The sequence below is a fragment of the Leifsonia lichenia genome (assembly GCF_054780215.1).
Genome location: NZ_BAAGWT010000002.1, coordinates 196,969 through 221,445, shown reverse-complemented (window position 1 = coordinate 221,445; position 24,477 = coordinate 196,969). Strand labels below are relative to the sequence as shown.

The 24,477-nt window shown below is 68.6% G+C and carries 25 protein-coding genes; 4 read left to right on the top strand and 21 right to left on the bottom strand.

Going from position 1 to position 24,477, the window contains the following annotated elements; all coding sequences use genetic code 11:
* Positions 1-105: 105 nt before the first annotated feature.
* Positions 106-2,940: an apolipoprotein A-IV repeat region-like domain-containing protein gene (locus tag ACYVGI_RS05565; protein WP_460631665.1), complete on the top strand. Its 2,835-nt coding sequence runs from the start codon at positions 106-108 to the stop codon at positions 2,938-2,940.
* 25 nt (positions 2,941-2,965) lie between these two features.
* Positions 2,966-4,003: an AI-2E family transporter gene (locus ACYVGI_RS05560; protein ID WP_460631664.1), complete on the top strand. Its 1,038-nt coding sequence runs from the start codon at positions 2,966-2,968 to the stop codon at positions 4,001-4,003.
* A gap of 67 nt (positions 4,004-4,070) precedes the next feature.
* On the opposite strand, the gene ACYVGI_RS05555 is transcribed toward ACYVGI_RS05560, so the two are convergent.
* The 11 genes from ACYVGI_RS05555 to ACYVGI_RS05505 all read right to left on the bottom strand — a co-directional run bounded on the left by ACYVGI_RS05555 (position 4,071) and on the right by ACYVGI_RS05505 (position 14,470).
* Positions 4,071-4,799 carry an alpha/beta hydrolase gene (locus ACYVGI_RS05555; protein ID WP_460631663.1) on the bottom strand — a complete coding sequence of 243 codons (729 nt, stop codon included), beginning with the start codon at positions 4,797-4,799 and terminating at the stop codon, positions 4,071-4,073.
* A gap of 18 nt (positions 4,800-4,817) precedes the next feature.
* On the bottom strand, positions 4,818-5,120 hold the full coding sequence (locus ACYVGI_RS05550; RefSeq protein ID WP_460631662.1) for a hypothetical protein: 303 nt from the start codon (positions 5,118-5,120) through the stop codon (positions 4,818-4,820).
* A 50-nt stretch (positions 5,121-5,170) separates the two neighbouring features.
* Entirely contained in the window at positions 5,171-6,919 is a 1,749-nt protein-coding gene (locus ACYVGI_RS05545) for a cation:proton antiporter (protein WP_460631661.1), read from the bottom strand.
* A gap of 85 nt (positions 6,920-7,004) precedes the next feature.
* Positions 7,005-7,715, bottom strand: coding sequence for an aggregation-promoting factor C-terminal-like domain-containing protein (locus ACYVGI_RS05540; RefSeq protein ID WP_460631660.1), 711 nt, complete (start codon positions 7,713-7,715; stop codon positions 7,005-7,007).
* Between the two features lie 54 nt (positions 7,716-7,769).
* Positions 7,770-8,330 (bottom strand): DivIVA domain-containing protein, encoded by a 561-nt coding sequence (locus ACYVGI_RS05535; RefSeq protein WP_460631659.1) that lies wholly within the window; start codon positions 8,328-8,330, stop codon positions 7,770-7,772.
* A 12-nt stretch (positions 8,331-8,342) separates the two neighbouring features.
* The gene (locus tag ACYVGI_RS05530; protein WP_460631658.1) at positions 8,343-9,338 is read right to left on the bottom strand and encodes a phosphatidate cytidylyltransferase; all 996 of its coding nucleotides are present in this window, start codon (positions 9,336-9,338) and stop codon (positions 8,343-8,345) included.
* Between the two features lie 6 nt (positions 9,339-9,344).
* Positions 9,345-9,899: a ribosome recycling factor gene (gene frr, locus ACYVGI_RS05525; RefSeq protein WP_460631657.1), complete on the bottom strand. Its 555-nt coding sequence runs from the start codon at positions 9,897-9,899 to the stop codon at positions 9,345-9,347.
* A 77-nt stretch (positions 9,900-9,976) separates the two neighbouring features.
* The gene (gene pyrH, locus ACYVGI_RS05520; RefSeq protein ID WP_055893140.1) at positions 9,977-10,690 is read right to left on the bottom strand and encodes a UMP kinase; all 714 of its coding nucleotides are present in this window, start codon (positions 10,688-10,690) and stop codon (positions 9,977-9,979) included.
* A gap of 115 nt (positions 10,691-10,805) precedes the next feature.
* A complete protein-coding gene (gene tsf / locus ACYVGI_RS05515) occupies positions 10,806-11,633 on the bottom strand; it encodes a translation elongation factor Ts (protein ID WP_055893137.1) in 828 nt (275 codons plus the stop codon).
* A gap of 48 nt (positions 11,634-11,681) precedes the next feature.
* Positions 11,682-12,647 (bottom strand): 30S ribosomal protein S2, encoded by a 966-nt coding sequence (gene rpsB, locus ACYVGI_RS05510; RefSeq protein WP_460631656.1) that lies wholly within the window; start codon positions 12,645-12,647, stop codon positions 11,682-11,684.
* A gap of 299 nt (positions 12,648-12,946) precedes the next feature.
* On the bottom strand, positions 12,947-14,470 hold the full coding sequence (locus ACYVGI_RS05505; protein ID WP_460631655.1) for a sugar porter family MFS transporter: 1,524 nt from the start codon (positions 14,468-14,470) through the stop codon (positions 12,947-12,949).
* Between the two features lie 383 nt (positions 14,471-14,853).
* On the opposite strand from ACYVGI_RS05505, the gene ACYVGI_RS05500 reads away from it, so the two are divergent.
* A complete protein-coding gene (locus ACYVGI_RS05500) occupies positions 14,854-15,534 on the top strand; it encodes a murein hydrolase activator EnvC family protein (RefSeq protein ID WP_460631654.1) in 681 nt (226 codons plus the stop codon).
* Here the strand turns inward: ACYVGI_RS05500 and ACYVGI_RS05495 are convergent.
* The 10 genes from ACYVGI_RS05495 to ACYVGI_RS05450 all read right to left on the bottom strand — a co-directional run bounded on the left by ACYVGI_RS05495 (position 15,519) and on the right by ACYVGI_RS05450 (position 23,535).
* Positions 15,519-16,424, bottom strand: coding sequence for a tyrosine recombinase XerC (locus ACYVGI_RS05495; RefSeq protein WP_460632406.1), 906 nt, complete (start codon positions 16,422-16,424; stop codon positions 15,519-15,521). The two genes, ACYVGI_RS05500 and ACYVGI_RS05495, sit on opposite strands and share 16 nt — an antisense overlap.
* Before the next feature lie 117 nt (positions 16,425-16,541).
* Positions 16,542-17,819, bottom strand: coding sequence for a DNA-processing protein DprA (gene dprA / locus ACYVGI_RS05490; protein WP_460631653.1), 1,278 nt, complete (start codon positions 17,817-17,819; stop codon positions 16,542-16,544).
* The gene (locus ACYVGI_RS05485) at positions 17,816-18,436 is read right to left on the bottom strand and encodes a hypothetical protein (protein WP_460631652.1); all 621 of its coding nucleotides are present in this window, start codon (positions 18,434-18,436) and stop codon (positions 17,816-17,818) included. Before ACYVGI_RS05485 ends, dprA begins: the two co-directional genes overlap by 4 nt.
* On the bottom strand, positions 18,433-20,175 hold the full coding sequence (locus tag ACYVGI_RS05480) for a YifB family Mg chelatase-like AAA ATPase (RefSeq protein WP_460631651.1): 1,743 nt from the start codon (positions 20,173-20,175) through the stop codon (positions 18,433-18,435). Before ACYVGI_RS05480 ends, ACYVGI_RS05485 begins: the two co-directional genes overlap by 4 nt.
* Positions 20,175-20,531, bottom strand: a complete 357-nt coding sequence (locus ACYVGI_RS05475; RefSeq protein WP_460631650.1) for a YraN family protein — start codon at positions 20,529-20,531, stop codon at positions 20,175-20,177. The genes ACYVGI_RS05480 and ACYVGI_RS05475 overlap by 1 nt, the downstream gene beginning before the upstream one ends.
* Before the next feature lie 98 nt (positions 20,532-20,629).
* On the bottom strand, positions 20,630-20,953 hold the full coding sequence (locus ACYVGI_RS05470; protein WP_055893100.1) for a DUF2469 domain-containing protein: 324 nt from the start codon (positions 20,951-20,953) through the stop codon (positions 20,630-20,632).
* 30 nt (positions 20,954-20,983) lie between these two features.
* Complete coding sequence (locus ACYVGI_RS05465) at positions 20,984-21,646, bottom strand: ribonuclease HII (RefSeq protein ID WP_460632405.1); 663 nt, start codon at positions 21,644-21,646, stop codon at positions 20,984-20,986.
* Positions 21,646-22,404 carry a signal peptidase I gene (gene lepB / locus ACYVGI_RS05460; RefSeq protein WP_460631649.1) on the bottom strand — a complete coding sequence of 253 codons (759 nt, stop codon included), beginning with the start codon at positions 22,402-22,404 and terminating at the stop codon, positions 21,646-21,648. The genes ACYVGI_RS05465 and lepB overlap by 1 nt, the downstream gene beginning before the upstream one ends.
* A 100-nt stretch (positions 22,405-22,504) precedes the next feature.
* On the bottom strand, positions 22,505-22,852 hold the full coding sequence (rplS, locus tag ACYVGI_RS05455) for a 50S ribosomal protein L19 (RefSeq protein WP_055893091.1): 348 nt from the start codon (positions 22,850-22,852) through the stop codon (positions 22,505-22,507).
* 188 nt (positions 22,853-23,040) lie between these two features.
* Complete coding sequence (locus ACYVGI_RS05450) at positions 23,041-23,535, bottom strand: hypothetical protein (protein ID WP_460631648.1); 495 nt, start codon at positions 23,533-23,535, stop codon at positions 23,041-23,043.
* 143 nt (positions 23,536-23,678) lie between these two features.
* Here ACYVGI_RS05450 and map point away from each other — a divergent pair, with 143 nt between their 5' ends.
* On the top strand, positions 23,679-24,443 hold the full coding sequence (gene map, locus ACYVGI_RS05445; RefSeq protein WP_460631647.1) for a type I methionyl aminopeptidase: 765 nt from the start codon (positions 23,679-23,681) through the stop codon (positions 24,441-24,443).
* Positions 24,444-24,477: the final 34 nt, after the last annotated feature.

The following is a 24,477-nucleotide window of genomic DNA, read 5'->3' as shown; positions in this document are numbered from 1 at the left end:
GCCTCAACGGATGCGCTGTCCACCGGTGCGCGCCCATCCTGCGAAATGTAGGATCGTCGAGGTGCACGCCAGGCGCCGCACCCCCCGAGCTTTCAGGAGTAAGAAGTGGCCACCGACGAATCGAACTTCACCCAGGTCTTCCGCGGATACGACAAGGACGAAGTCGACAAGGCCCTGCAGGAGCTACGGCGTGACCTGATCAAGTCCAACACGCAGGCCGCTGACGCGACGAAGGAGATCAAGCGCCTGCAGGTGCGCGTCGAGGAGCTCAACTCCGAGATCGAAGAGGTCGGCAGCCCCACCTTCTCCGGGCTCGGCACCAAACTGGAGAACACCCTCAGGGTCGCAGAGGAGCAGTCCACCCGTCTGATCGCCCAGGCCGATATCGACGCGGAGAAGCTGCGCGCGGGTGTCGCGGCCGAGGTCGACAAGATCAAGACGGCCGCATCCCAGCAGGCGGAGCGCATCCTGGCGGACGCCCGCGCTCGCGCGACCACAGCGATCGAGGACGCCCAGATCGAGTCGGCCGAGCTGCTCGAGAAGACCAGGGCAGACAAAGAGACCCTCCTCACCGACGCGATGCGCGAGGCGGCCGCGATCCGGGGCGCCGTCGCCACCGAGGCGGCGGAGGTCAGGTCGACGAGCAAGCGCGAAGCGTCAGCCGTCCGTGCGGAGGCCGACCGGGAGGCCGCGGAGCTGAAGGCCGTCGCCACCAGGGAGGCAGAGGCGGCCAGAGCAGAGGCCGCCCAGCTCGACCGCGAGATCGAGACCAGACGTGCAGAGCTCGCCGGCGCCTTCGCCGAGGACAGGGCGGCGTTCGAGCGCGAGTCGGAGCAGACCAGGCTCGACCTCGCCCGCCAGGTCGCGGAGACGACGGACCGGCTGGAGGCCGAGCAGACCGCCACGCGCAACGCGCTCGCAGCGGAGGCGGCGCAGGCACGCGCCGACCTCGCTGCAGAGGTCGAGCAGCAGCGCGCTGCGCTCGCAGCGGATACCGAGCAGACCAGGGCCGATCTGGACAACGAGTCGAAGACGACGCGCCTCGCTCTGCAGACGGAGGTCGAGCAGACCAAGAAGGCCCTCGCCGTCGAGGTCGAGCAGACGAAGGCCGCACTGGATGCGGAGGTCGAGCAGACCAGGAGCGCGCTGGCCGACGAGGTCACCGCGACGAAGAGTGAACTGGCGGACGAGGTCACCCGCACCAAGCAGGAACTCGCAGACGAGGTCACCCGCACCACGAGCGCGCTGACCGACGAGGTCACGACGACGAAGAGCGCACTCGACACAGAGGTCAGCACGACCAAGAGCGCGCTGGAGACCGAGGTCAGCACCACCAGGAGCGCACTCGCGACCGAGGCGTCCACCGCGCGGCGTGCGCTGGCAGAGGAGGTCGAGCGCACCAGGAAGCAGCTCGCCGACGAGGTGCTGCAGACGAGGACGGCCCTCGGGACGGAGGCGACCCAGACGCGCGCCCAGCTCGAGTCCGACCGCGCGACCACGGCAGCGTCGCTCGCGGCCGACAGGGAGCAGACGGCGTCCTCGCTCGCCACGGAGGTCGAGCAGACCAGGGCGGCCCTCGCGGCAGACGCAGAGCGGCAGCGTCGTGAGCTGGAGGCGGAGGCCGCCGAGCTTCGCGCATCCCTCGCTGCGGAGGTCGACACCGCACGGAGCACCCTCGCCGACGAACTCGCCCGCGAGCGTAGCGCTCTCGCCGCCGAGGTCGCGAACACGCGCTCTCAGCTCGACGCGGAAGTCACGTCCACGAAGTCCGCCATCGCCACGGAGGTCGAGCAGACGAAATCGGCCCTCGACACCGAGGTCAGCACCACCAAGGCGGCTCTGGCGGTCGAGGTCGAGCAGACCACGGCCGAGCTGGCCGCAGAGGTCGAGCAGACCAAGGCCGAGCTGGCCGCAGAAGTCGAGCAGACCAAGGCCGAGCTGGCCGCAGAGGTCGAGCAGACCACGTCCGCCCTCGCCGCCGAGGTCGAGCAGACCAAGTCCGCCTTGGAGACCGAGGTCACCACGACGAAATCCGCCCTCGCCGCCGAGGTCGAGCAGACCAAATCCGCCCTCGCCGCAGAGGTCGAGCAGACCAAGTCGAGCCTCGACGAAGAGGTCCAGCGCATCCAGAGCACCCTTGCGGAGGACACCCGCCGCACCGGCGTCGACCTGGCCGACCAGCGAGAGGCCACGGCGAACGAGCTGGAGAACGACAGGGAGCAGCAGCGCCTCGCCCTGCAGCGCGAGTCGGAGCAGACCAGGGTCGAGCTCGCCGCGGAGACCGAACAGGCCAGGGTCGCCCTCGAACGTGAGACGGCAGAGGCGCGCGCGACGCTCGCCGCCGAGGTCGCGGAGGCTCGCACCGCCCTCGAGGCGGAACTCGCCTCGCTCCGGAGCGCGTTCGAGCAGGAGTCCGTGCAGGCCAGAGCGGCGCTCGACACCGAACTCACCACCATGCGCACCGAGGTCCTGGAGACCGTGGATGCGCGCACCCGCGAGATCGAGCAGGCCCGCATCGACCTCGACGTCGAACTCAAGGCCAGGCGCGACGAAGCGGAGAAGGACTACCTCCTGCGCCACCAGGAGGCCGTCGCTCAGACCCAGAAATACCTCGACGAGGCCAACACCCAGCTCGCCGACGCCGTCAAGCGCACAGCGCAGGCGCGCGCCGAAGCCGAGAAGGCGGAGAACGAGGCCCGCGCCACGATTAAGTCCGCCAAGTCCGAAGCGGACGAAACAGGGCGTACCATCGTCGCCGACGCCGAGGAACGTGCTGCTGCGCTGATCGAGGACGCCGAAGATCGGACACGCCGCCTGGTGGCGGACGCCGAGGAGCGGCTGGCCCAGATTAGGATTGAGCGCGAAGCCGTTGCCGGCTACTTCGAGAACCTGCGCGGCGTGCTGCAGCAGGCGGAGAAGGTGACAACCGACAGAGACTGACCATGAGCACCCAGGGGGCCGCCGCGTGAAGATCCAGAACCCGTTCCGCGTCGGCTTGATCGGAACCCTCGGTGTCGGGCTCGGTTTCCTGCTGCTGACGTCGATCGTCAACCTCGCGACGATCATCACCTACATCGGTGCCGCGCTGTTCATCGCGCTCGGCATCGAGCCGCTGATCTCGTTCCTGGAGCGGCGCAAGTTCCCGCGCTGGGCAGCACTCACGGTCACGCTCGTGGTCATCATCGGCCTGGTCACCCTGCTCATCTGGGCGATCGTGCCGGTCGCGGTCGATCAGCTCTCGCAGCTCATCAACGGCATCATCGGCTGGGTCAACCACGGGGATGCGGAGAAGTGGTTCGAGGGGCTGCAGAACCAGTTCCCGACCATCGTCAACCAGGACAACATCGACGCGGTCACGAAGTGGCTGCAGCAGAACCTGCCGAACATCACCTCGCAGGTGCTGCAGACCGGCATCGGGATCGTCAGCGGCGTCTTCGGCGGGATCATCATCATCATCCTGACCATCTACTTCACCGCGTCGCTGCCGAGCATCAAGCGCGCCACCTACCAGCTCGTCCCCGCCTCCAAGCGGTCGCGGTTCGCCGACCTCGGCGACCAGATCACCGACTCGGTGGGCAAGTACGTGATGGGGCAGGTCGCACTCGCGCTGGTCAACGGCATCCTGAGCGCCATCTTCCTGTCGATCATCGGCGCGAAGTTCCCGATCCTGCTCGCGTCCGTCGCGTTCTTCTTCTCGCTGATCCCGCTGGTCGGCACGATCACCGGCTCGATCATCATCACGCTGGTGTGCCTGCTGGCCGGTCCGCCGACCGCCATCGCCGCGGCGATCTACTACATCATCTACATGCAGGTCGAGGCGTACGTGCTGAGCCCGCGCATCATGAACCGCGCGGTCGCCGTGCCAGGCGCGCTCGTCGTGGTCGCAGCGCTCGCGGGCGGCACCCTGCTCGGCATCCTCGGCGCCCTGGTCGCCATCCCGTTCGCCGCCGCCATCCTGCTCATCATCAAGCAGGTCGTCATCCCCCGCCAGAACGAGCTCTGAAGCCATCGAGCCCAGGCTTTTTCACCGTAAGAGCGCGTCGTACGGTGAAAAAACCTGGGCTCGATTGCTAGGAGGCCGACCAGGTGGTCGGCAGCGGCAGCGCGGACGGATTGACGCGGGCGACGATCTCGTCGAGCACGCGGCGCGTCTGGGTCTCGCCGACCCAGAGGTGCTTTCCGCCCGCGACATCGACCAGCTCGATCTGCGGCAGCGGCGCGAAACGCTCGGCGGCCGCATCCGGTTTCAGGTAGTCGTCGTGCTCCGGGATGAGTGCGACGATCGGGCGGGTGTCCCCCGCCCACGCCGCCAGGTCCTCCGGCTTCGCCCTGTGCAGCGGGGGCGAGAGCAGGATCACGCCCGCGACGGGGTACTGGCGGCCGTACATCAGCGCCAGCTCCGTGCCGAACGACCAGCCGACCAGCCACGGGTTCGGCAGTCCTCGCTCGGCCACGAAGTCCATCGCCGCCTCAACGTCGTATCGCTCGTCCACGCCGTGTCCGAAGGCTCCCTGGCTGGTGCCCCGCGGCGAGGTCGTGCCTCGCAGGTTGAAGCGCAGCACGGCGATGTCGGCGAGGGCGGGGAGGCGGCCGGCGGCCTTCCGCAGAATGTGCGAGTCCATGAACCCGCCGCCCGTCGGCAGTGGATGCAGGGTCACCAGTGTCGCGACGGGCGGCCGGTCGAGCGGGCTGGCCAGCTCACCGACCAGTGTCAGACCGTCGCGCGTGTGCAGCTCGATGTCCTCTCGCCTGGCCGGCAGCTCGATGGCGCCACGGATCTCTGTGGGGGCAGTCGTCACGTCGGGTGACCTCTCTCGTCAGCTGATCTTCCAGCAGTGGGCGTGCCAGTGCCGCCTGGCGGCGATGTCGGCCGCGTCGCCCATCACGCCGTCTGCGCGCCAGGTGACCACGTGCGCGACGCCGGGGGCCACGTCTTTGCCGCAGCCGGGGCAGACGTAGCTCTTCTGCGCCTGGACGGCGGAGACGGGCTGCACGTTCCACACGATGCCGCGGCGCGTCTCGGTGTGCCGCCAGCCCGCGAGCAGGCGGCCGAGACCGTTCTCCTCGTCGTCGTCCGGCACCCGGCCCTGACGACCTCGGGGACGGTTGCTGCGCGGCATTCGTCCAGTCTAAACGCCCGACCGACCGCTGCGGCCCTGCCGTCGACCGGCTACGGCCGGTCCTCGCGCTGCGCCATCCGCGACTCGTCGAAGTCGAGCATCGTCTGCGCCCTGCTCAGGATGCGCGACGAATAGTTGCCCCTGCTGCGCGCCTCGAGGAGGGCGGCGCGCTCCGCATCCAGCACGGCGGCCCGGAGCGCCCGGTACTGCTGGTGCGGCCCAACCGTCTCCGCCTCCTGCTCGTCGCGCTCGACCCGCTCCCACTCCGCCTCGACCCGCAGCAGCGTGTCCTGTCGCACCCGCTCCACCACGTCGTCGTCCAGCTTCTGGCCCTCTGCGAGAGGGATCTCCGGCCGTTCCAGCGCCGCGATGCCCGCCTCGCTGAGCTCTTCGAGCAGTCCGGCCAGCTCGCGCCGGTCGGCGGCCGCATCCGTGCCGGAGACCCGCAGCAGGCGGATCACCAGCGGGAGCGTTCCGCCCTGCACGAGCAGTGTGACGAGCGCGACCGTGAACGCGATCAGGATCAGCTCAGCCCGGTACGGGATGCTCCCGTCCGCCGGCAGCGACTGTGCGGCCGCGAGTGTGACCACCCCGCGCATCCCGGCCCAGGTGAGCACCGCGCCGCCGCGCCAGCCGACCGGCGAGTCCTGCAGCTCGGTGATGTCGGCCGAGCGTCGTTCGAGGTAGCGGGTGAGGCGGCGCCAGCGCCGGTGGCCGCGCTCCGTGGTCGGCTCGTCGCGGTTTCGCACCCGGTCGAGCCCGTCGCTGACCCTGTCGCCGATCTGCTCCGCACGACGCTGAGCGGCGCGCAGCGAGAGCACGACCGGCGCCATGAACGCCGCGCGCACGAAGAGCAGCAGGACGCAGATCAGCAGCCCGATCGCCACAGCGGTCACCACCGTGATGGACTCCCGATCGGACTGGACACTTCGCACGATGGTGTTGAGCTGCACCCCCATCAGCAGGAAGACGCCGTTCTCCAGCACGAACTGCACCGTGCGCCAGTTGAGCCGTTCGGCGATGCGCGCCTGCGCGCTGAACTTCCTGGCGGCGTTGTGACCGGTGTACAGGCCGGCGACGACGACGGCGAGGATTCCGGATGCGCCGAGCTCCTCGGTCGGGATGTACGCGATGAACGGCACAGCGAACGACATCGCCGTCTCCAGCACCGAGTCGTTGAGCCGCGACCGGAAGAACACGGTGACGATGCCGACGACCAGCCCGATCACGATGGCGACCACCACGGAGAAGGCGAAGTTCCAGGCCACGGAGCCGATGCTGACTGCGGCGGCGGTCGCCGCCAGTGCCGACTTCAGCAGCACGAGCGACGACGCGTCGTTGACGAGGCTCTCCCCCTCGAGCACCGTGACGAGCCTGGCAGGAAGCCCCAGACGTTTGGCGACCGCGGTGGCCGCGACCGCATCCGTCGGGCTGACGACCGCCCCGAGCGCGATGCCCTCGGCGAGAGACAAGTCGGGAAGCAGCGCGGACAGCACGATGCCGACGATGACCGCCGTCACGATCACCAGCCCGACGGAGAGGACGGAGATGGTGCCGAGGTTGCGCCGGAAGTCCATCAGCGGAACCTGGATCGCCGCCGCGTAGAGCAGCGGAGGGAGCACGGCCGAGAGGATCACCCACGGCGGGACCTCGATCGGCGACGGCAGCCCGGGGATGAACGAACTCGCGACGCCCACGAGCACGAGGATCAGCGGCGCTGCGACGCCGAGCTGCTTCGAGAACTTCGAGACGACGACGAGGACGATCACCCCGATGACCCCGATCAGCGCGAACTCCATGGCTCAACGCTATCCCCCGCGGACGCCTCCGCACGTCGTGCGGCGCTCAGCGCGCCGGAGAACGCTCAGGATGCGCGAAACGGGATCAGTACCAGCCGGAGCTCTCCGAGTGGCTCCACGCGCCGCACGGCGTCGAATAGCGCCCGGAGATGTAGCCGAGGCCCCAGGTGATCTGGGTGGCGGCGCTGTTCTGCCAGTCGGGACCCGCCGATGCCATCTTGCTGCCCGGCAGGGCCTGCGGGATGCCGTATGCGCCGCTTCCCGCGTTGTACGCGTAGACGTTCCAGCCGGACTCGCGGTTCCAGAGCGAGACGAGGCAGTTGTACTGGTCGTCGCCCCAGCCGCGAGCCTGCAGCATCTGGTAGGCGATGGCCTGGGCGGAGCCGGGGTCAGGCGTTCCGGCAGCTGGTGCACCGCCACCGCCGCCCGAGCCGGAGTCGCTCGACGTCGCCGCCGGCTTGGGAGCCGCGGTCACGACGGGCTTGGGCTTCGGCTTGACGGTCATCGCCTCGCGCGTGATGGTCGCCGTGTATGAGCCGGGAGCGGTGAGCGACTGCACGGGGGCGTCGCCGAACCTGCTGGTGGCCTGCTGGCCGGTGTCCGCGTACGCGGGCGTCGCGGCAGAGCCGGAGTACGGGTCGACCACGTTCACGAGCGCGAAGCCGACGGCCGCCGTGAAGGCGAAACCGTACAGTGCTGCACGCGACCGGATGTGCGGACGCCGGGGTCGCTTGAACGCTACGCCGACCGGGTTGGCCGGAGACAGCGGAATGATCTCTGCTTCTCGTCTACCCACGATCACAGAACCATAACGAACAATTGACGAACTGCCAACACAGCCCACCCATACTCAGCGAACAGCCAGCATCACATCCGTCACGCCGTCGAGCAGCAGATCGACCTGGACTTCGCGGTATCCGCCGCGCTGCGGGCGGAACGTCACGGTGCGTACTTCTTCCACGCTCATCGGCCGTCCGTCCTGGAAATACCGCGACAACCGGGTGGCGAAACGGTCGACATCGCCCTTGTTGTAACCGTAGGTGAGGAAGCTCACGCGCTCGAACCGCTCGCCCACCGGCCGCTCCAGCCGGTTGAGGATGACCTGCGCCGTGGTGCGCGCCTGCTCGAACCACGCGGCGTCACCCATGTCGGCCCTCGTGGCTTCCCTCTCACGGGAGGCGAAGGCGTCCTCGAGGCGTTCGAGAGCCGCGTCGACGTGCGAGGTCGAGTATCCGCCCTTCTTCATCGAGAAGGCCGTGTGCCGGATGTCGGCCGCCGTCAGCGTCGGGGTGCTGTCCGAGGCGGCGTCGGCGCCGCCGTCGTATGCGCGGCGCGCTGTCTGCAGGAACTCGTCGACCTGCTCGGTGTCATAGCCGAGCTCGGCTTTGCGAGTGCGGGGGAAGGTGCTCACTCCCCCATTCTGTCATCCGAAGATGAGGAAGAGCGCGTAGGTGACCGCCGCGGACGGCAGGATCGAGTCGAGTCTGTCGAGGAAACCGCCGTGGCCGGGCAGCCAGGAGCTCATGTCCTTGATGCCGAGATCGCGCTTGATCAGCGATTCCGCCAGGTCGCCGAGTGTGGCGGTGAGGAGCAGTGCGATACCGAAGACGACGCCGAACCACCACGTCATGTGCAGCATGAAGAGCGACAGCAGGACCCCGGCGATGATGCTCGTGACCGCGGCGCCCGCGAAACCCTCCCAGGTCTTCTTCGGGCTGATCGTCGGCGCCATGGGGTGCTTACCGAACGAGAGGCCGCTCACGTACGCGCCGGTGTCGACGGCGACCACCAGGATGATGAACGCCAGCACCCACCACTCTCCGCCGTCCTCCGCGAGCAGCAGGATCGCGAAACTGCCGAGCAGCACCACGTAGAGCTGCACGAGGACGCTCCAGGTGAGGTCGCGTGCGAGCGCAGCTCCCCCGCGCCGCGCATCCGGTTTGGCGGCCTCTTCGATCAGCCGCCAGACCACGACGAACACGATCCCGGCCGCGAGCGACACGAGCTGGCCGCCCGAGTGGAAGAAGAACGACGCCGGCACGATCGCGAGGGCCGCGATCAGCGTCGGCGTGCGCGGCACCCGGTGACCTGCGCCACGGAACGCCTGCGTGAGTTCGAAGGACGCGAAGCCGACCATCGCCATGCCGAACACCAGGAAGATCTCTTTGATGAAGATCAGGCTGAAGAGCAGGAGGGCTCCGACACCGACGCCGATCAGGATCGCGAGGACCAGATTGCGGCCGGTGCGCTCGGCGATGCGCTCGTTCGTCGCATCCAACTGGGCTTTCCTGGCGAGCACCTGTCGCTCGAAATCGGCCCTGGTGGCCTGCACCTGAGCCCGGAACTCGGCTTTCGAAGCCGACCGGTTCCGCTTCGGGAGGATCGGCTTCTCAGGATCGCCCGGTGTGCCGTCAGTCATCAGCGCCTAGACCTCGAGGAGTTCGGCTTCCTTGCGCTTCAACGCCTCGTCGACGGCGTCGACGTGCGCGCGGGTGACGTTCTCGAGCTCCTTCTCGCCGCGGGCGACATCGTCGTCCCCGACCTCGCTCTTGAGTGCGTCGAGCTCATCCTTCGCCTTGCGACGGATGTTGCGGATCGCGACCTTGGCGTCCTCGCCCTTGGTGCGGACGATCTTCACGAACTCCTTACGACGATCCTCCGTGAGCTCCGGGAGGGTGACGCGCACGATGTCGCCGTCGTTGCCGACGTTCGCCGAGAGGTTCGGCATCGCCACGATGGCCTTCTCGATCTCCTTGAGCGCCGACTTGTCGTACGGCGTGACCAGGAGAACGCGGGCCTCGGGGTTCTGGAGCCCGGCGAGCTGCGCGAGCGGCGTCGGAGAGCCGTAGTAGTCGACGAGCACCTTCTGGAAGAGCGCGGGGTTCGCACGCCCGGCGCTCACCGTGCTGAAGTCGTCCTTCGCCGACTCCACGGTCTTGCTCATGCGCTGGGTGGCGTCGGAAATCACATCCGCGATCACGGTCTCTCCTTCAGTCGGTGAATCGGTTTCTAGTCTAGAGCCCCGGATGGGGACGGCCGGGCGGCAGGGCGCCGGTGTCAGCCGAGCAGGGTGCCGATCTCGGCGCCGAGCAGCGCTGCCGTCACGTTGCCTGCCGGCTCGATGCCGAAGATGCGCATCGGCATCCCGTTGTCCATGCAGAGGCTGAGCGCGGTCGAGTCGACGGCCTTGAGATTCTGCTGGAGGGCCTGCTGGTGGCTGATCTGGTCGATCTTGCGCGCGTCGGGGTTGGTGCGGGGGTCGTCGTCGTACATGCCGTCGACGCCGTTCTTGGCGACGAGGACCACGTCGGCCTCGATCTCGAGGGCGCGCTGGGCGGCGACGGTGTCGGTGGAGAAGTACGGCAGACCTGCGCCGGCGCCGAAGATGACGACGCGACCCTTCTCCAGGTGCCGCTCTGCGCGACGCGGGATGTAGGGCTCAGCCACCTGGGTCATGGCGATGGCGGACTGCACGCGGGTCTCGGCGCCTGCCTGTTCGAGGAAGTCCTGCAGGGCGAGCGAGTTCATCACGGTGCCGAGCATCCCCATGTAGTCGGCGCGTCCGCGGTCCATGCCTCGCTGCGAGAGCTCCGCGCCGCGGAAGAAGTTGCCTCCGCCGACCACGATCGCGATCTCGACATCCTGAGCCGCCTGCGCGATCTCGCGGGCGATGGCGCTGACGATGTCCGGGTTGACGCCGAGCTGGCCTCCGCCGAACGCCTCACCGGAGAGTTTGAGAAGGACCCTGCGCCTCTTGTTGGATTCCGACATGCGTACTGAGTCCTTCCGTGAGCGATCTCGTTAAAGCTACTGGGTGCGCGCAGTGGGTGCGCACAGAAAAGGAGTCCGGATCGTACGAGACGATCCGGACTCCTTCATGGTGGTGCTAGGCGCCGACCTTGAACCGGGCGAAGCCGGACACGGTGATTCCCGCATCCTTGACCACCTGGCTGATGCTCAGCTTGTTGTCCTTGGCGTAGTCCTGCTCGAGGAGCGCGACCTGCTTGAAGTATGCGCCGAGGCGACCCTCGATGATCTTCGGGAGCGCGGCCTCCGGCTTGCCCTCGTTGCGCGAGATCTCCTCGACGATGCGACGCTCGTTCTCGACCGCCTCGGCCGGGACGTCCTCACGGGTGAGGTACTCCGGGTTGGCGAAGGAGATGTGCTGCGCGATGCTGCGAGCGGTCTCCGCGTCGTCTCCGGCGTAGCCGAGGACGACACCGACCTGCGGGGGCAGGTCCTTGGAGGTCTTGTGCAGGTAGATCGCGAAGTGCTCGCCGGTGACGACGGCCACGCGACGCAGTTCCACCTTCTCGCCGAGGATGGCCGCCTCGTCGCCGATGACCTCGGCGACGGTCTGGCTGCCGGCGGGGGCCGCGAGGGCCTCCTCGACCGTGGTGGCGCCCGCTGCGGTGACCGCGTCGAGAACCTTCTCGGAGAGTGCGACGAACTTCTCGCCCTTGGCGACGAAGTCGGTCTCGCACGCGAGCTCGATCATCGTGGCGGACGTGCCGTTCTCCTTGGCCGCGACGAGACCTTCGCTCGTGGAGCGGTCTGCGCGCTTCGCGTTGCCCTTCGCACCCTTCAGGCGCAGGATCTCGGTGGCCTTGTCGATGTCGCCATCGGCCTCCTCGAGCGCCTTCTTGGTGTCGACCATGCCCGTGCCGAGCTGCTCGCGCAGGGCCTTGATGTCAGCGATGCTGATGTTTGCCATGTTCGTTGAGAACCCTTGTCTTTTGAAACTGTTTGGAGAGGAAGCGGACTACTTGGCTTCGGTCTCGGCCTCGACGACCGCCTCGGTGGCGTCGTCGGTCGCGACAGCGGCGGCCTCGTCGGCAGCCTCGGTCTCGGCGACTGCCTCTGCGACTGCTTCGCCCTCGGCGACGACCTCGGCGGAGTCAGCCTTGGCCTCTGCGAGGTCGGCGTCAGCGGCCTTCTCGGTCTCTGCACTGGCCTGGACCTCTTCGCCGGAGGCCTTCAGGAGCTCCTGCTCCCACTCGGCGAGCGGCTCGGCGGGCTCGGTGCCCTCTTCCGGCTTCTGGTGACGCTGGATGAGGCCCTCGGCCGCGGCGTCGGCGACGATGCGGGTGAGGAGGCCGACGGAGCGGATGGCGTCGTCGTTGCCCGGAATCGGGTACTGGACCTCGTCCGGGTCGCAGTTGGTGTCGAGGATGCCGATGACCGGGATGCCCAGCTTCTTGGCCTCGTCGATCGCCAGGTGCTCCTTCTTGGTGTCGACCACCCAGAGCGCGCTCGGCGTCTTCGTCAGGTTGCGGATGCCGCCGAGCGACTTGTGCAGCTTGTCGAGCTCACGCTTCTTGATGAGCAGTTCCTTCTTGGTGAAGCCGCTCGTGGTGCCCTCGAAGTCGAGCTCCTCGAGCTCCTTCATGCGAGCAAGACGCTTCGACACCGTCTGGAAGTTGGTCAGCAGACCACCGAGCCAGCGCTGGTTGACGTATGGCTGGCCGACGCGGGTCGCCTGCTCGGCGATCGCGTTCTGAGCCTGCTTCTTGGTGCCGACGAAGAGGATGGTGCCGCCGTGGGCGACCGTCTCGCGGACGAACTCGTACGTCTTGTCGATGTACGCGAGCGACTGCTGCAGGTCGATGATGTAGCTGCCGGAGCGCTCGGTGAGGATGAAGCGCTTCATCTTCGGGTTCCAGCGACGGGTCTGGTGTCCGAAGTGGACGCCGCTGTCGAGCAGCTGGCGCATGGTTACAACGGCCATTGTGCCGTTCTCCTTTTCTGGGCATCCGGAGCAGGAGTGTTCGTCCTGGCAGGCGGATGCGCGTTGCGGTTTGTCAGTGACGACCGAGTGGCCGCCGCTCCTGGCGCCCTGCGCGCACATCCGCTTCGCTCACCGTGCGGATGACCGCTGGATAAGGAAGACCGGTGGATGCGGCGCCGGCCCGTGAGGGCCAGATGGGCACGCGTAGTCACTCCGACGGGCGGAGTGCTCAGGAAAGCTTACCAGGAACTGCGGGCCCGGCGCGCATCCACCCTCGCCTGTGGATGCGCGGTCCCGCCTCAGACGGTGTCGCCGGTCGACCGCACCTGCGGCCCGCGATTCTTGCCCGCGTTGGTGAACAGCGTCTCGGCGTGCTCCAGCGCCATTCCGTTGGTCTCCGGGATCTTGAAGAACACGAAGAAGAACGACAGCAGAGCGAAGATGGCGTACATCCCGTATGTGAACGGCAGGGAGAAGTCGGACATCGGCGGGAAGCTGATGGTGACCAGGAAGTTGGCGATCCACTGTGCCGCCGCCGCGACGCCGAGCGCCTTCCCGCGGATCTTGGTCGGGAAGATCTCGCCGAGCAGCACCCAGACCAGCGGACCCCAGGATGCGCCGAAGCAGACGACGAACAGATTGGCGGCCACCAGCGCCACCGGCCCCCACGCGCCAGGCAGGCTCACGACGCCGTCCGTCTTCTCCGAGAACGCGAAGGCCAGCGCCATGACGCCGAGCGAGACGGTCATGCCGATCGAGCCGGTGAGGAGGATCGGACGTCGACCGACCCTGTCGACGAGCAGAATGGCCACGATGGTCACCGCCACGTTCGTCACGGAGGTGATGACGGTGATCAGCAGCGAATTGCTCTCCGTGAAGCCGACGGCGCGCCACAGGGTGGTGGAGTAGTAGAAGATCACGTTGATGCCGACGAACTGCTGGAAGACCGACAGGATGATGCCGATCCAGACGATCGGCTTCAGCCCGAACCTGTTGCCGCGGAGCGTGGCCTTCTTGCCTTCCTTGTCCTCGGCGATGGCGCGCTCGATGTCGGAGATCTGACGGTCGACGTCGCTCTCCGGCACGAGCGTGGCGAATATCTTGCGCGCCTCGTCGTGCTTGCCGGTCGCCAGCAGATAGCGCGGAGACTCCGGCAGCGTCAAGGCGAGCACGCCGTAGACGACCGACGGGATCACTCCGACCAGGAACATCCACCTCCACGCCTCGAGCCCCAGCCAGAGCTGATTGGATGCGGACCCTGCCACCCCGGCGAGCAGGGCGTCGGAGAGCAGCGCCACGAAGATACCGATGGTGATCGCGAGCTGCTGCAGCGATGCGAGGCTGCCGCGCGACTGCTTCGGCGCGATCTCGGCGATGTACGCCGGAGCGACGACGGACGCGATCCCGATGCCGAGGCCGCCGATGATGCGCCAGATGCCCAGATCCCATGCGGAGAACGCGAGGGCCGACCCGATCGAGCTGACCAGGAACATGACGGCGCCGAGCAGCATGACCTTGAGCCGCCCCCACCGGTCGGCGAGCCGTCCGGCGATGTACGCGCCCGCCGCACAGCCGAGGAGGGCGATGGCGACGATGAATCCCGTCACGAACGCGTTGAGCGCGAAATGCTTCTGGATCGAGTCGACCGCGCCGTTGACCACGGACGAGTCGAATCCGAACAGGAAGCCGCCGACGGCCGCGGCGACCGCCAGCCCGATGACCTTCCTGCGCATGGCCCCTGTCGGCGTCGGGATGTGTGCGTCGGACTCCGACGAGGCTGCGGCGGACGACGAGGACGACGACGCGCTCTGCTGATCAGACATGTAAGACCTTTTCGGTTGTTGGTGAAGGCTGCACCGCTGGCTGCGGCGGACCGGCGACCCACACGATACTCCGAAGCCGACAACGGGCAAGAGCACGGCTGGTTCGTCGTGAGGTGGGTGCGGGCGCGCGGGGCGATCGGGGTGCCGGTGGTTCTGCACAGGCGCGGCAGTGGGCGGGTTGTCCACTGGTTCGGGATGCGCGGAGCCGGTGACGGGGCAGGCGTCGGAGAGTGGGTGGTGAGCGGACGCGATGCGTCGTTCGCGGTTGTGGGCGTGCGTCGTGGGCGCGCGTTGTGTGGGCGTGCGTCGCGTGCGCGCGTCGCAGACGTGCGTCGGAAGGGACGGTGGTGCGGATGTGCGGGGTGGGGGCTCGACGGGTTCGGGTGCGCTGGAGGGTTGCCCTCGCGGCAGCGATGGGATTCGCCTGCCTGGCTGTCTGTGCCGGGGCAGCCGGAGCGGCCGGAGCAGCCGGAGCAGCCGGAGCGGCCGGAGCAGCAGGGGCAGCCGGAGCCTCATTCCCTGCACGCGCGTCGGGTGCCGACGCGGTTGGGCGCGAGCCGCGGTGGCGGTGGCCCGTCGCTCCCGTCGTCGTCTCGAACGCGTACGCCGCTCCCCCGGCGCCCTACGCGGCCGGCCATCGAGGCATCGACCTCGCCGCGTCTCCCGGCGCGGCTGTCTCGTCCCCGTCGAGGGCGACGGTGAGGTTCGTCGGCGTCGTGGTGGATCGCCCGGTCCTGACCCTGGACCACGGGGACGGTGTCCTTTCCAGCTACGAACCGCTCGCGTCCAGCCTCGAGGTCGGCGCCGAGCTCTCGGCCGGTGCCCCGCTTGGCCGCGTCTCTGAGGGAGGACACTGCGCCGCGGGCTGTCTCCACGTCGGCGTTCGCATCGACGGGCAGTACGTCTCTCCCCTGCTCTTCTTCGACAGGGTGCCGCGCGCGGTGCTGCTCCCCCTGGAACCCGTTGGGGCGCACCTTCCGCCGCGGGAGCGGGCGCGGCAGCAGGCGCGGCAGCAGGCGCGGCAGCGGGCGCGGCAGCGGGCGCGAGCTCAGGCGCGAGGGTGAGCGATGCGGTAACTCTCCTTGAGGCGTTCCGTGGAGACGTGCGTGTATATCTGCGTGGTGCCCAGGCTGGCGTGGCCGAGGAGTTCTTGCACGGCGCGGAGGTCCGCACCGCCGTCGAGCAGATGGGTGGCTGCCGTGTGGCGGAGCGCGTGCGGTCCCGCCGGTCCCCCGCCTGGGACGTCCGCAAGCAGACCTGCCACCAGCCCGTACACGGCACGCGGTCCGAGCCGCGCTCCGCGAGGCCCGAGCAGCAGGGCGGGGCCCGACCGCTCCGACGCGAGCAGGGGGCGTGCTCGTCGGAGGTAGTCGACGATCGCCGTCTTCGCCGGGACCCCGAACGGGACGACGCGCTCTTTGGCCCCCTTGCCGAGCACGCGAACCGTCAGCCGTTCGAGGTCGACGTCGTCCACGTCGAGCCCGGTGAGCTCTGACACCCGAATCCCGGTGGCATAGAGCAGCTCGATCACGGCGAGGTCGCGCACGCGGTTGGCGTCACCCTCTTCGGCGAGCGCACCGAGCCGTCCGAGGAGCGCATCGATCTGGGTGCGATTGACCACCCTCGGAAGCATCTTGTCCGGCTTGGGCGCTTTGAGTCTCACCGCAGGGTCGTTGAGATCCCCCGCCTGGCGCGCCACCCACGCGCTGAACCCTTTCGCCGAAGCAGACCGCCTGGCGAGGGTGGCCTTGGACAGTCCGCGCTGCGACGATTCCCACAGCCAGTCGCGCAGCACGTCGAGCGTCAACCCGGCCGTGTCAGCGACCTCCCTCGTCCCCGCGAAGGCGGCGAGCGCACTCAGGTCTGACCGGTACGCGCGAACCGTCTGAGGGGAATACCCGCGCTCCACCGCGAGGTGCACCGCAAACCCCTCGATAGCGCGCTCGATCTCCACCTCTCCAGCCTCCACCACGACCGCCCGAACACCGGTCGCGACGCCCCGCCTCAATGAATCCACCTCGATGAATCCACCTCCGATCGACGCGACGCACCCCGGCACGCGACCTTCCGCTCAGTGGACTTTGTACCACTGGCCCTCTTCTTCCTTGACCCAGCCGGCGAGTTCGAGGCGGCCCAGGGCGGCCATGACGTCGGCGGTGGCGAGGCCGGATCGGGCGGCGATGTCGGCGATGGTGCGGGGCCGTCGCGTGGTGAGGGCATCCCTGAGGCGCGTCTCCTCGGCGTCCACGGTCACCGTCGCGTGGGTTCGCTGATCGTCTGCGGGCGTCGACGGGGGCGCGTGACCAATGGCTTGGGCTGTCGCGTCCGTGTCAGCCAACTCGGCCATCTCGTCAGCGGAGGTGACGCAGACCGCGTCGTATTCGCGGATGAGGCGGTGGCAGCCGGACGACGCCGGCGACGTGATCGGGCCGGGGACGGCGCCGAGAGGGCGTCCCATCGTCGCAGCGTGGCCTGCGGTGTTGAGCGAACCGGAGCGGCGTCCGGCCTCGACGACCACGGTGGCCGTCGCGACAGCCGCGATCAACCTGTTGCGCTGCAGGAAACGCCACCGCGTCGGCGGCGAACCGCACGGGAGTTCGCCGATGAGCAGACCCCGGTCCGCGATGCGCTGGAGAAGGCGGCTGTTACCCGCCGGATACAGGCGGTCGACGCCTCCGGCGAGGAACGCCACCGTCGTCTGCTCGCTCGCCAGCGTTGCGCGGTGCGCGGCACCGTCGATTCCGTACGCCCCTCCGGACACGATCGCGAAGCCGCGGTCGCTCAGCCCCGCTGCGCTCTCCATCGCCACGTGTTCGCCGTAGCCGGTCGCAGCGCGGGCGCCGACCAGGGCGATGGACCGTCTGAGTTCGGAAAGGCGCGCGGGATCGCCGCGCATCCAGAGGGCGAGTGGAGCGCCGTCGCCCAGTGCATCCAGCGTTTCGGGCCACGCCGGGTCGTCCGGCGTGAGGAGGACAGCGCGCAGGTGGGCGGCCGACGTCAGGGCTCGCGTGGCCGTCGCGAGAGCGACACGGGGCTTCCAGCGGGCCAACGCGGATGCCAGCCGGGGGCTCAGGTTGTGGGCGGCGGCCTGGTCGATTTCGTGCAACCGGTCGACTATCACGTCCGGTTCGTTGCCGTCGACGACCGCGCGCAGCGCCGCGGTGGGGCCGAGTGCTTCGATGAGCGCGCGGGCGTCCGTGTCGCCCGGCTCGACCAGGGTGGAGAAGGTAGCCCACGCGAACCTCGTCTCCACGCGGTCGCCAGTGAGTTCGAAGCTCTGTTCGCGCGAGAGAGGAGCCAGCAGCTCCGCCATCTGGCGGTGCGAGATGCCCGCGAGTTCGCGCGTCATCCCTCGTACCTCTCGTCGAACCTCTCGCCGTACCTCTCTTCGTACCTCTCTTGGATGGCGAGATCGCGCGCCCCGGAGCCGTGCGCCGGCGATGGACGACCGCGAGCGAAGAGCTGGACGGGGCACGCCGTGCAGGCGGATTCGTGGCTCGCGCCCGAGTCCGACGTGGCGGTCGCTGACCGCCCGTCGTGGCGGGACTCGTGCGCGGTCAGCTCCCGCGCCCGGCGCTCTCGGCGTTCCTGTTCGAGCGTACGGAACGGAAGGCTGGTCCTGGGAGAGTTCTCGCCGGCTGTTCGCTCACCCTGCTGCGTGCGTCTCCGCGTGTCTTCGGTGTGCTGCCTGCGCCTTTCCACTCCGGCGCGCAGACGCTCGAGGGTCTGCTTCTGCTCCTGGATGCGGCGCTGCTTGGCGGCCTGTTGCTGAGCCCGCTTGCGTTCCCGCACCTGCTCCTGGAGGCTTCTCAGTTCGCGCATCCGCTCGTCGATGCGCTCACGCTTCGGATGAGGCGGCTCGCCGTCGATCGCATGGGCGGAGGGGTTGGTGGCGGAGGGGTTGGTGGCGGAGGCTGCCTGGTCCCGTGTCATTGTCGTCCTGTCGTCTCGATCGTTGTCGGTCATGCGCCACCCCGTCTGAGGTAGAGGGCGGCACCGATATGGTGGCCGGTCGGGGACGTTGCACCGTCGAGGTCGGCGATGGTCCAGGCCAGGCGCAGAGTCCTGTCGTAGCCGCGCATGGTGATCGCGCCCCTGTCGATGGCGCGGTCGAGCGCACCCACCGCCGCGCGGGGAAGGCGGAGGGGCCCGGTGCGCAACCACGTGCCTGAGACGGCCGCGTTCGTCGTCCAGCCGGTGCCTTCCAGGCGTTCGGCGGCGACGGTTCGCGCGGTGATCACCCGCTGCCTCAGGATGGCGGTCGGAGTTCCCGGTGACGACCGCCCGCCGGACGGGATTGGGCGCGGGCTTTCGACACCCGTGGCACCCGCTGCGCGCACGACACGCGCGGCGCCCGCGGCACCCGCTCCAGCGCCGTCCGTCCGCCCGTCCGCCTCGTCGTCCGCACGCACGCGCAGCGCCGCGAGGCCGACGCTGCGCACCGTGAGGCGGATGTCCACGCGATCGAGCAGCGGGCCCGACATGCGTGCCAGGTAGCGACGGCGGGCGATCGGGGTGCAGGTGCACTCGTCGTCGACGGAGCCGTAGCGGCCGCACGGGCAGGGGTTGGAGGCGAGGACGAGCTGGAAGCGGGCCGGAAATGTCGCGGTGCCGCAGGCACGATGGATGGTGATGGTGCCGGACTCCAGAGGCTGACGGAGGGCGTCCAGCACGGTGGGCGGGAACTCTGCCGCCTCGTCGAGGAAGAGGACTCCGTGGGAGGCGCGCACGATTGCGCCGGGCACGATCCTGGCGGTGCCTCCGCCGACGATCGCGACTGCGGAAGCGGTGTGGTGGGGCGACTCGAACGGAGGGCGCCGGATTAGACCTCCCCCTGCGATCCCCCGGACTCCCCCGCCGTCGCCGAGCGAGCGGATGCAGGTGACCTCGAGCGCCTGCTCCGGCGTCAGGTCCGGCAGGAGGCCGGGCAGCCGGGACGCGAGCATCGTCTTGCCCGCGCCGGGCGGACCGACCATCGACAGGTGGTGACCGCCCGCCGCCGCGACCACCAGTGCTTCGACGGCCTCCTCGTTGCCGGCGACATCGGCGAGGTCCGGATCGGGTGGCGCGGAGAACGTCGCGCCGCCAGACACCGCGCCGCCAGCCACCGCGCCGACAGCCACCGCGCCGCCAGACACCGCGCCGCCAGCCACCGCGCCGAGGGCGACCGGGTCCACGTCGACGGGGTCGAGGGAGCTGCCGTGGTGGATGGCGGCGTGGCGCAGGCTGGCGACGGGGACCACATCCATCCCGTCGACCAGCTCGGCCTCCTCGGCGTTCGCGGTGGGGACGACGACGCGCGAGAATCCGGCTCCGCGCGCCGCGATGACCGCTGGCAGGATGCCGGGAACCGGTCGCAGCCGCCCGTCGAGGCCGAGCTCACCCAGGTGGACGGTGGTCGCCGCCGACTCCGCGCTGAGGTCGCCCGCCGCCGCGAGAGCCGCGACGGCGATGGCGAGGTCGAAGGCGGAGCCCTGCTTGCGAAGCGACGCCGGTGACAGATTCACGGTGAGCTTGCGGGTGGTGAGCGGGCACCCGGCGTTCATCGCCGCTGAGGCGACGCGTTTGCGCGACTCGCCCAGCGACGTATCGGGCAGGCCGATCAGCGAGAACGCCGGGAGTCCGGCCGCGATGTCGGCCTCGACTTCCACGATGTCGCCGTCGACGCCGTTCAGTGCGACGGCGTATGTGCGCGCGATGGACATCAGGCCACGCCCGCGAGGTGCTCGACAGATGGCGCTGCGCTCCATGCGTCGATGACGGCCACCGCGTCGATCCGGATCGGGCCGTGCACCGGCCCTCGCACCCGGCACCACTCGGCTGTCAGGCGTCTCAAACGGGCGGCCTTCGTCGCCGTGATCGCCTCGAACGGATGGCCGTACGCCACCGAGGTCCTGGTCTTCACCTCCGCGACGATCGTGACCCCGTCGCCGCGGACGATCAGGTCGAGCTCACCCGCCGAGCATCGCCAGTTGCGATCCAGCACGACGAACCCTCGCCGTACGAACCACTCCGCTGCCACGTCTTCTCCGCGGCGCCCCAACTCGTCTTTCGCTGCCATTGCTGCCTCCTGCAGACAGCCTCACGTGGCAGGCGTCGCCGGAGAACAGCGGAAAAGAATCTGTGGAGAACAGCCGGAAAGCCACCGGCTGGGGATAACTACTCGTCGAGCGCGAGTTCCTTCGGCAGCTCGAACTCCTTGCTCGACAGCTCCTCGATGTTCACGTCCTTGAACGTGAGCACGCGCACCGACTTCACGAAGCGGTCGGAACGGTACACATCCCACACCCACACATCGTTCATCGTCAGCTCGAAGTAGAAGTCGTGCTCGGTGTCCCTGCGCACGAATTCCACCTCGTTCGCGAGGTAGAACCGGCGCTCGGTCTCGATCACGTACTTGAACTGCGAGACGACGTCCCGGTATTCGCGGTACAAAGCCAACTCGACCTCGCGGTCGTAGTCGTCGAACTCGTCTTCATCCATTGTTCGACAAGTCTATGCCGCGAACGCCGGTCATGTCGGAATGGGCAGGGTGGCCGCGTCCCGCAGCCAGGTCAGCCGGTGCAGGGCGCTCGGCCCGAGTTCGGAGATCGCATCGAAATGCTCGCGGCTCGAATAGCCCTTGTTGGACGCCCAGCCGTAGCCGGGGAACTCGGTGTCGTGCTGGATCATCAGCCTGTCCCTCGCCACCTTCGCGATCACGCTCGCCGCAGCGACGGATGCGCAGTCCCTGTCCGCCTTGATCCTGGTGATCACGTTCGCTTGGCGCGTCAGCGCGGGATTGAGGTAGTCGTAGTTGCCGTCCAGGATGAGGGTGCTCTCGCGGATCTCCGCGCCACCCTCCTCCAGCAGCGCCAGCGCGCGAGCGCCCGCGAGCCCGAGGCAGCGCATGATGCCGAGCGAGTCCACCTCGGCGGCGGACGCCATGCCCACCGCGTGGTGGAGCACCCACTTGCGGCAGAACGGCTCGATCGCCTCGCGCGCCGGCTCTGCCAGCAGCTTCGAGTCGCGGAGCCCGACCGGGATGCGCTTCACCGCGGTGTCGATCACGACCATCCCGACCGCCACCGGACCGGCGAGCGCGCCGCGACCGACCTCGTCGACGGCGACGATCGAGGTCACCCCGGAGCGATAGAGGGACTTCTCGAAGCGGAGGGTGGGGGTCACCGGCGCCATCATCGCTTGTCCTCCTCCACGCCCCGGAACACATCCGGATAGTTGTCGAGCCAGGTCCACCTGCTCGACGGCCAGCTGATCACGAACGCGCGACCGACGACATGGTCGATCGGGACGAACCCGTGACCGGGCAGGCTCTGATTGCGGGAGGAGTCCTGGGAGTTGTAACGATTATCTCCCATCACCCACAGTTCGCCCTTCGGAACCGTGACGTCGAACGCGAGTGTCGCGGCGTTGACGTTGCCGGGCTGGAGCAGGATGTACGGCTCATCCAGCGGCGTTCCGTTCACCGTGATCCTGCCGTCGGCGTTGCAGCAGGCGACGTGGTCGCCCGGCAGCCCGATCACGCGCTTCACCAGGTGGTCGTCGCTGTCGGAGGCAGACAGGCCGACGAAGGTCAGTGCGGAGTCGACGGCCTGCGCGATCGGGCTCTGCCTGGTCGGCGGCTGCGGGGGAAGCCAGCCCCCGGGATCGCGGAACACGACGACGTCGCCGTGGCTGATCGGGAAGAGTCCGGGCTCCAGCTCGTTGACGATGATCCTGTCGTTGATCTGGAGCGTGTTCTCCATCGACGCCGACGGGATGTAGAACGAACGGACGACGAACGTCTTGACCAGGAATGACACCAGCACGGCGACGACCACGATGACCAGCAGGTCGCGGAAGAACAGCTTCGTGCTGCGCCGTCTGCGCCGGTTCTTCCCGCGCCGTTCCTTCGCCACGCGGTCTGACCGGGTGGGCACTGCTTCGTCCGTCATTTAACCGCCTGAGCTCCCTGGCCAAGTGTATGGGACAGGGAGCTCAGGACAGACGCACGCGATGCCGCGCGCGTCGAGAAGCCGACGACTCGGACGGAGCCTAGTTGTCGCGCTTCTCCTTGATCTTCGCCTTCTTGCCGCGCAGTTCGCGCAGGTAGTAGAGCTTGGCGCGACGGACGTCACCGCGGGTGACGACCTCGATCTTGTCGATGACCGGGGAGTGCACCGGGAAGGTACGCTCGACGCCGACCTGGAAGCTGACCTTGCGGACCGTGAAGGTCTCGCGCACGCCCTCGTTGGAGCGGCCGATGACGACGCCCTGGAAGACCTGGATACGGGAGCGGCTGCCCTCGATGATGTTGACGTGAACCTTGACGGTGTCGCCCGCGCGGAAGTCGGGGATGTCCTGCTTCAGGGAAGCGGCATCGACGTGGTCGAGGATATGCATTGCGTGTTCGCTCTCTGTACCCGCCACAGGTCGAGGACGGACTTGGGGCCCTCCCCTGCTGAGCGCAGGCGACGACCGGGAATCAACGGTATGGGGTGTGCGCGAGAAGTGCTGGCTCCCCTGTGGCAGAGCCTGGCCGCGACACAAAGATCAATTCTGCCATGAACGGGATGCGTTTGCCAAAGCGGTCAGCGCTCGTCCCGCCGTTCCTCGATCACGATGACCTCCGAGCCTTCCTCGAACAGCGGCTCCGGACGGCGTACCTGCTGCGGTTGCGCCGCGCGTTCGTATGCCTCGAAGGTCTGCTGCACGCGCATCCTGGCCTCGGTGACCAGTTGCCAGAGCGACACCCAGAACGCGGCGAGGCCGAGCAGGATGCCCAGGACGGCGAGCCAGCTCATCACGCCGGGGATGAAGCAGCCGAAGACGACGATGGACGCGTGCCACGCGCCGATCAGCCCGACATCCCACCAGGAGACCGCCTTCGTGTCGCGCACGGTCTTGCGCGCCATGATGATGCCGCCGATGGCGAGCATCGCGATGAACAGCACAGGGCAGAGGATCAGGAGCCCGATGAAGCTCCACCCGCCGGAGCCGAAGATCGCCCAGCCGATGAGCAGCCAGACAGGCAGGATCACGGCGGACGGGAACAACCACCAGTAGAACGCCTTGCGGAGAATCACGGGATCAGCGTAGCGGCGCGCGCCTGTGCAGCGGCTGCGGGTTCGCCGAGGGCCGAATACCGGCGGATGCACGCCAGCCGCACACCGAATGCGCCGCGCGTGCAACTACTGTGGAACACTGGTGGCAATATGAAGGAGACAGCGTGATCGAGTTGAGGACCCCCGCCGAGATCGACCAGATGCGGCCGGCCGGCCGATTCGTGGCCGATGTGCTGAAGCAGACGGCGGCGGCCGCGAAGGTGGGCGTGAACCTGCTGGAGCTCGACCGCATCGCACACGACCTCATCCGGAAGGCCGGAGCGGAGTCCTGCTACATCGACTACCACCCGTCGTTCGGGGCGAGCCCGTTCGGAAAGGTGATCTGCACGTCGGTGAACGACGCCGTGCTGCACGGCCTTCCGCACGACTACCGCCTGGAGGACGGGGACCTGCTCACCCTCGACTTCGCCGCATCCGTCGACGGCTGGGTGGCCGACTCCGCGATCAGCCTGGTGGTCGGGCAGCCACGGGATGCGGACCTCCACCTCATCGACACCACTCGCCGCGCACTCGCGGCCGGGATCCAGGCCGCGCAGCCCGGCGGCCGCGTCGGCGACATCTCCGCCGCGATCGGCGCCGTCGCCCACGCGGAGGGATACACCGTGAACCTGCAGTTCGGCGGGCACGGCGTCGGGCGCACGATGCACGGCGATCCGCACATCGCCAACGACGGCCGCGCCGGCCGGGGCTATCCCCTGCGCCCCGGTCTCGTCATCGCGATCGAGCCGTGGTTCCTCGAGTCGACCGACGAGATCTACACCGACCGAGACGGCTGGACCCTGCGCAGCGCGGACGGTTCCCGCGGCGCGCACTCCGAGCACACCGTCGCCATCACCGAGTCCGGCCCGCTCGTCCTCACCGCCCCGTAGCCGTCGAGCCCAGGCTTTTTCAGCTCAAACCGCG

Excerpts from the sequence above, each read along its gene's own strand:
- ACYVGI_RS05465 (WP_460632405.1), bottom strand. The coding sequence starts at position 21,646 with ATGGCGCCGGTGACCCCCACCCTCCGCTTCGAGAAGTCCCTCTATCGC.
- ACYVGI_RS05545 (WP_460631661.1), bottom strand. The coding sequence starts at position 6,919 with ATGGAGTTCGCGCTGATCGGGGTCATCGGGGTGATCGTCCTCGTCGTC.
- ACYVGI_RS05480 (WP_460631651.1), bottom strand. The coding sequence starts at position 20,175 with ATGTCCATCGCGCGCACATACGCCGTCGCACTGAACGGCGTCGACGGC.
- ACYVGI_RS05530 (WP_460631658.1), bottom strand. The coding sequence starts at position 9,338 with ATGACTGACGGCACACCGGGCGATCCTGAGAAGCCGATCCTCCCGAAG.
- rpsB (WP_460631656.1), bottom strand. The coding sequence starts at position 12,647 with ATGGCCGTTGTAACCATGCGCCAGCTGCTCGACAGCGGCGTCCACTTC.
- ACYVGI_RS05470 (WP_055893100.1), bottom strand. The coding sequence starts at position 20,953 with ATGGATGAAGACGAGTTCGACGACTACGACCGCGAGGTCGAGTTGGCT.
- ACYVGI_RS05505 (WP_460631655.1), bottom strand. The coding sequence starts at position 14,470 with ATGTCTGATCAGCAGAGCGCGTCGTCGTCCTCGTCGTCCGCCGCAGCC.
- pyrH (WP_055893140.1), bottom strand. The coding sequence starts at position 10,690 with ATGTCGGAATCCAACAAGAGGCGCAGGGTCCTTCTCAAACTCTCCGGT.
- rplS (WP_055893091.1), bottom strand. The coding sequence starts at position 22,852 with ATGCATATCCTCGACCACGTCGATGCCGCTTCCCTGAAGCAGGACATC.
- tsf (WP_055893137.1), bottom strand. The coding sequence starts at position 11,633 with ATGGCAAACATCAGCATCGCTGACATCAAGGCCCTGCGCGAGCAGCTC.
- lepB (WP_460631649.1), bottom strand. The coding sequence starts at position 22,404 with ATGACGGACGAAGCAGTGCCCACCCGGTCAGACCGCGTGGCGAAGGAA.
- ACYVGI_RS05485 (WP_460631652.1), bottom strand. The coding sequence starts at position 18,436 with ATGACCGACAACGATCGAGACGACAGGACGACAATGACACGGGACCAG.
- dprA (WP_460631653.1), bottom strand. The coding sequence starts at position 17,819 with ATGACGCGCGAACTCGCGGGCATCTCGCACCGCCAGATGGCGGAGCTG.
- ACYVGI_RS05550 (WP_460631662.1), bottom strand. The coding sequence starts at position 5,120 with ATGCCGCGCAGCAACCGTCCCCGAGGTCGTCAGGGCCGGGTGCCGGAC.
- ACYVGI_RS05475 (WP_460631650.1), bottom strand. The coding sequence starts at position 20,531 with ATGGCAGCGAAAGACGAGTTGGGGCGCCGCGGAGAAGACGTGGCAGCG.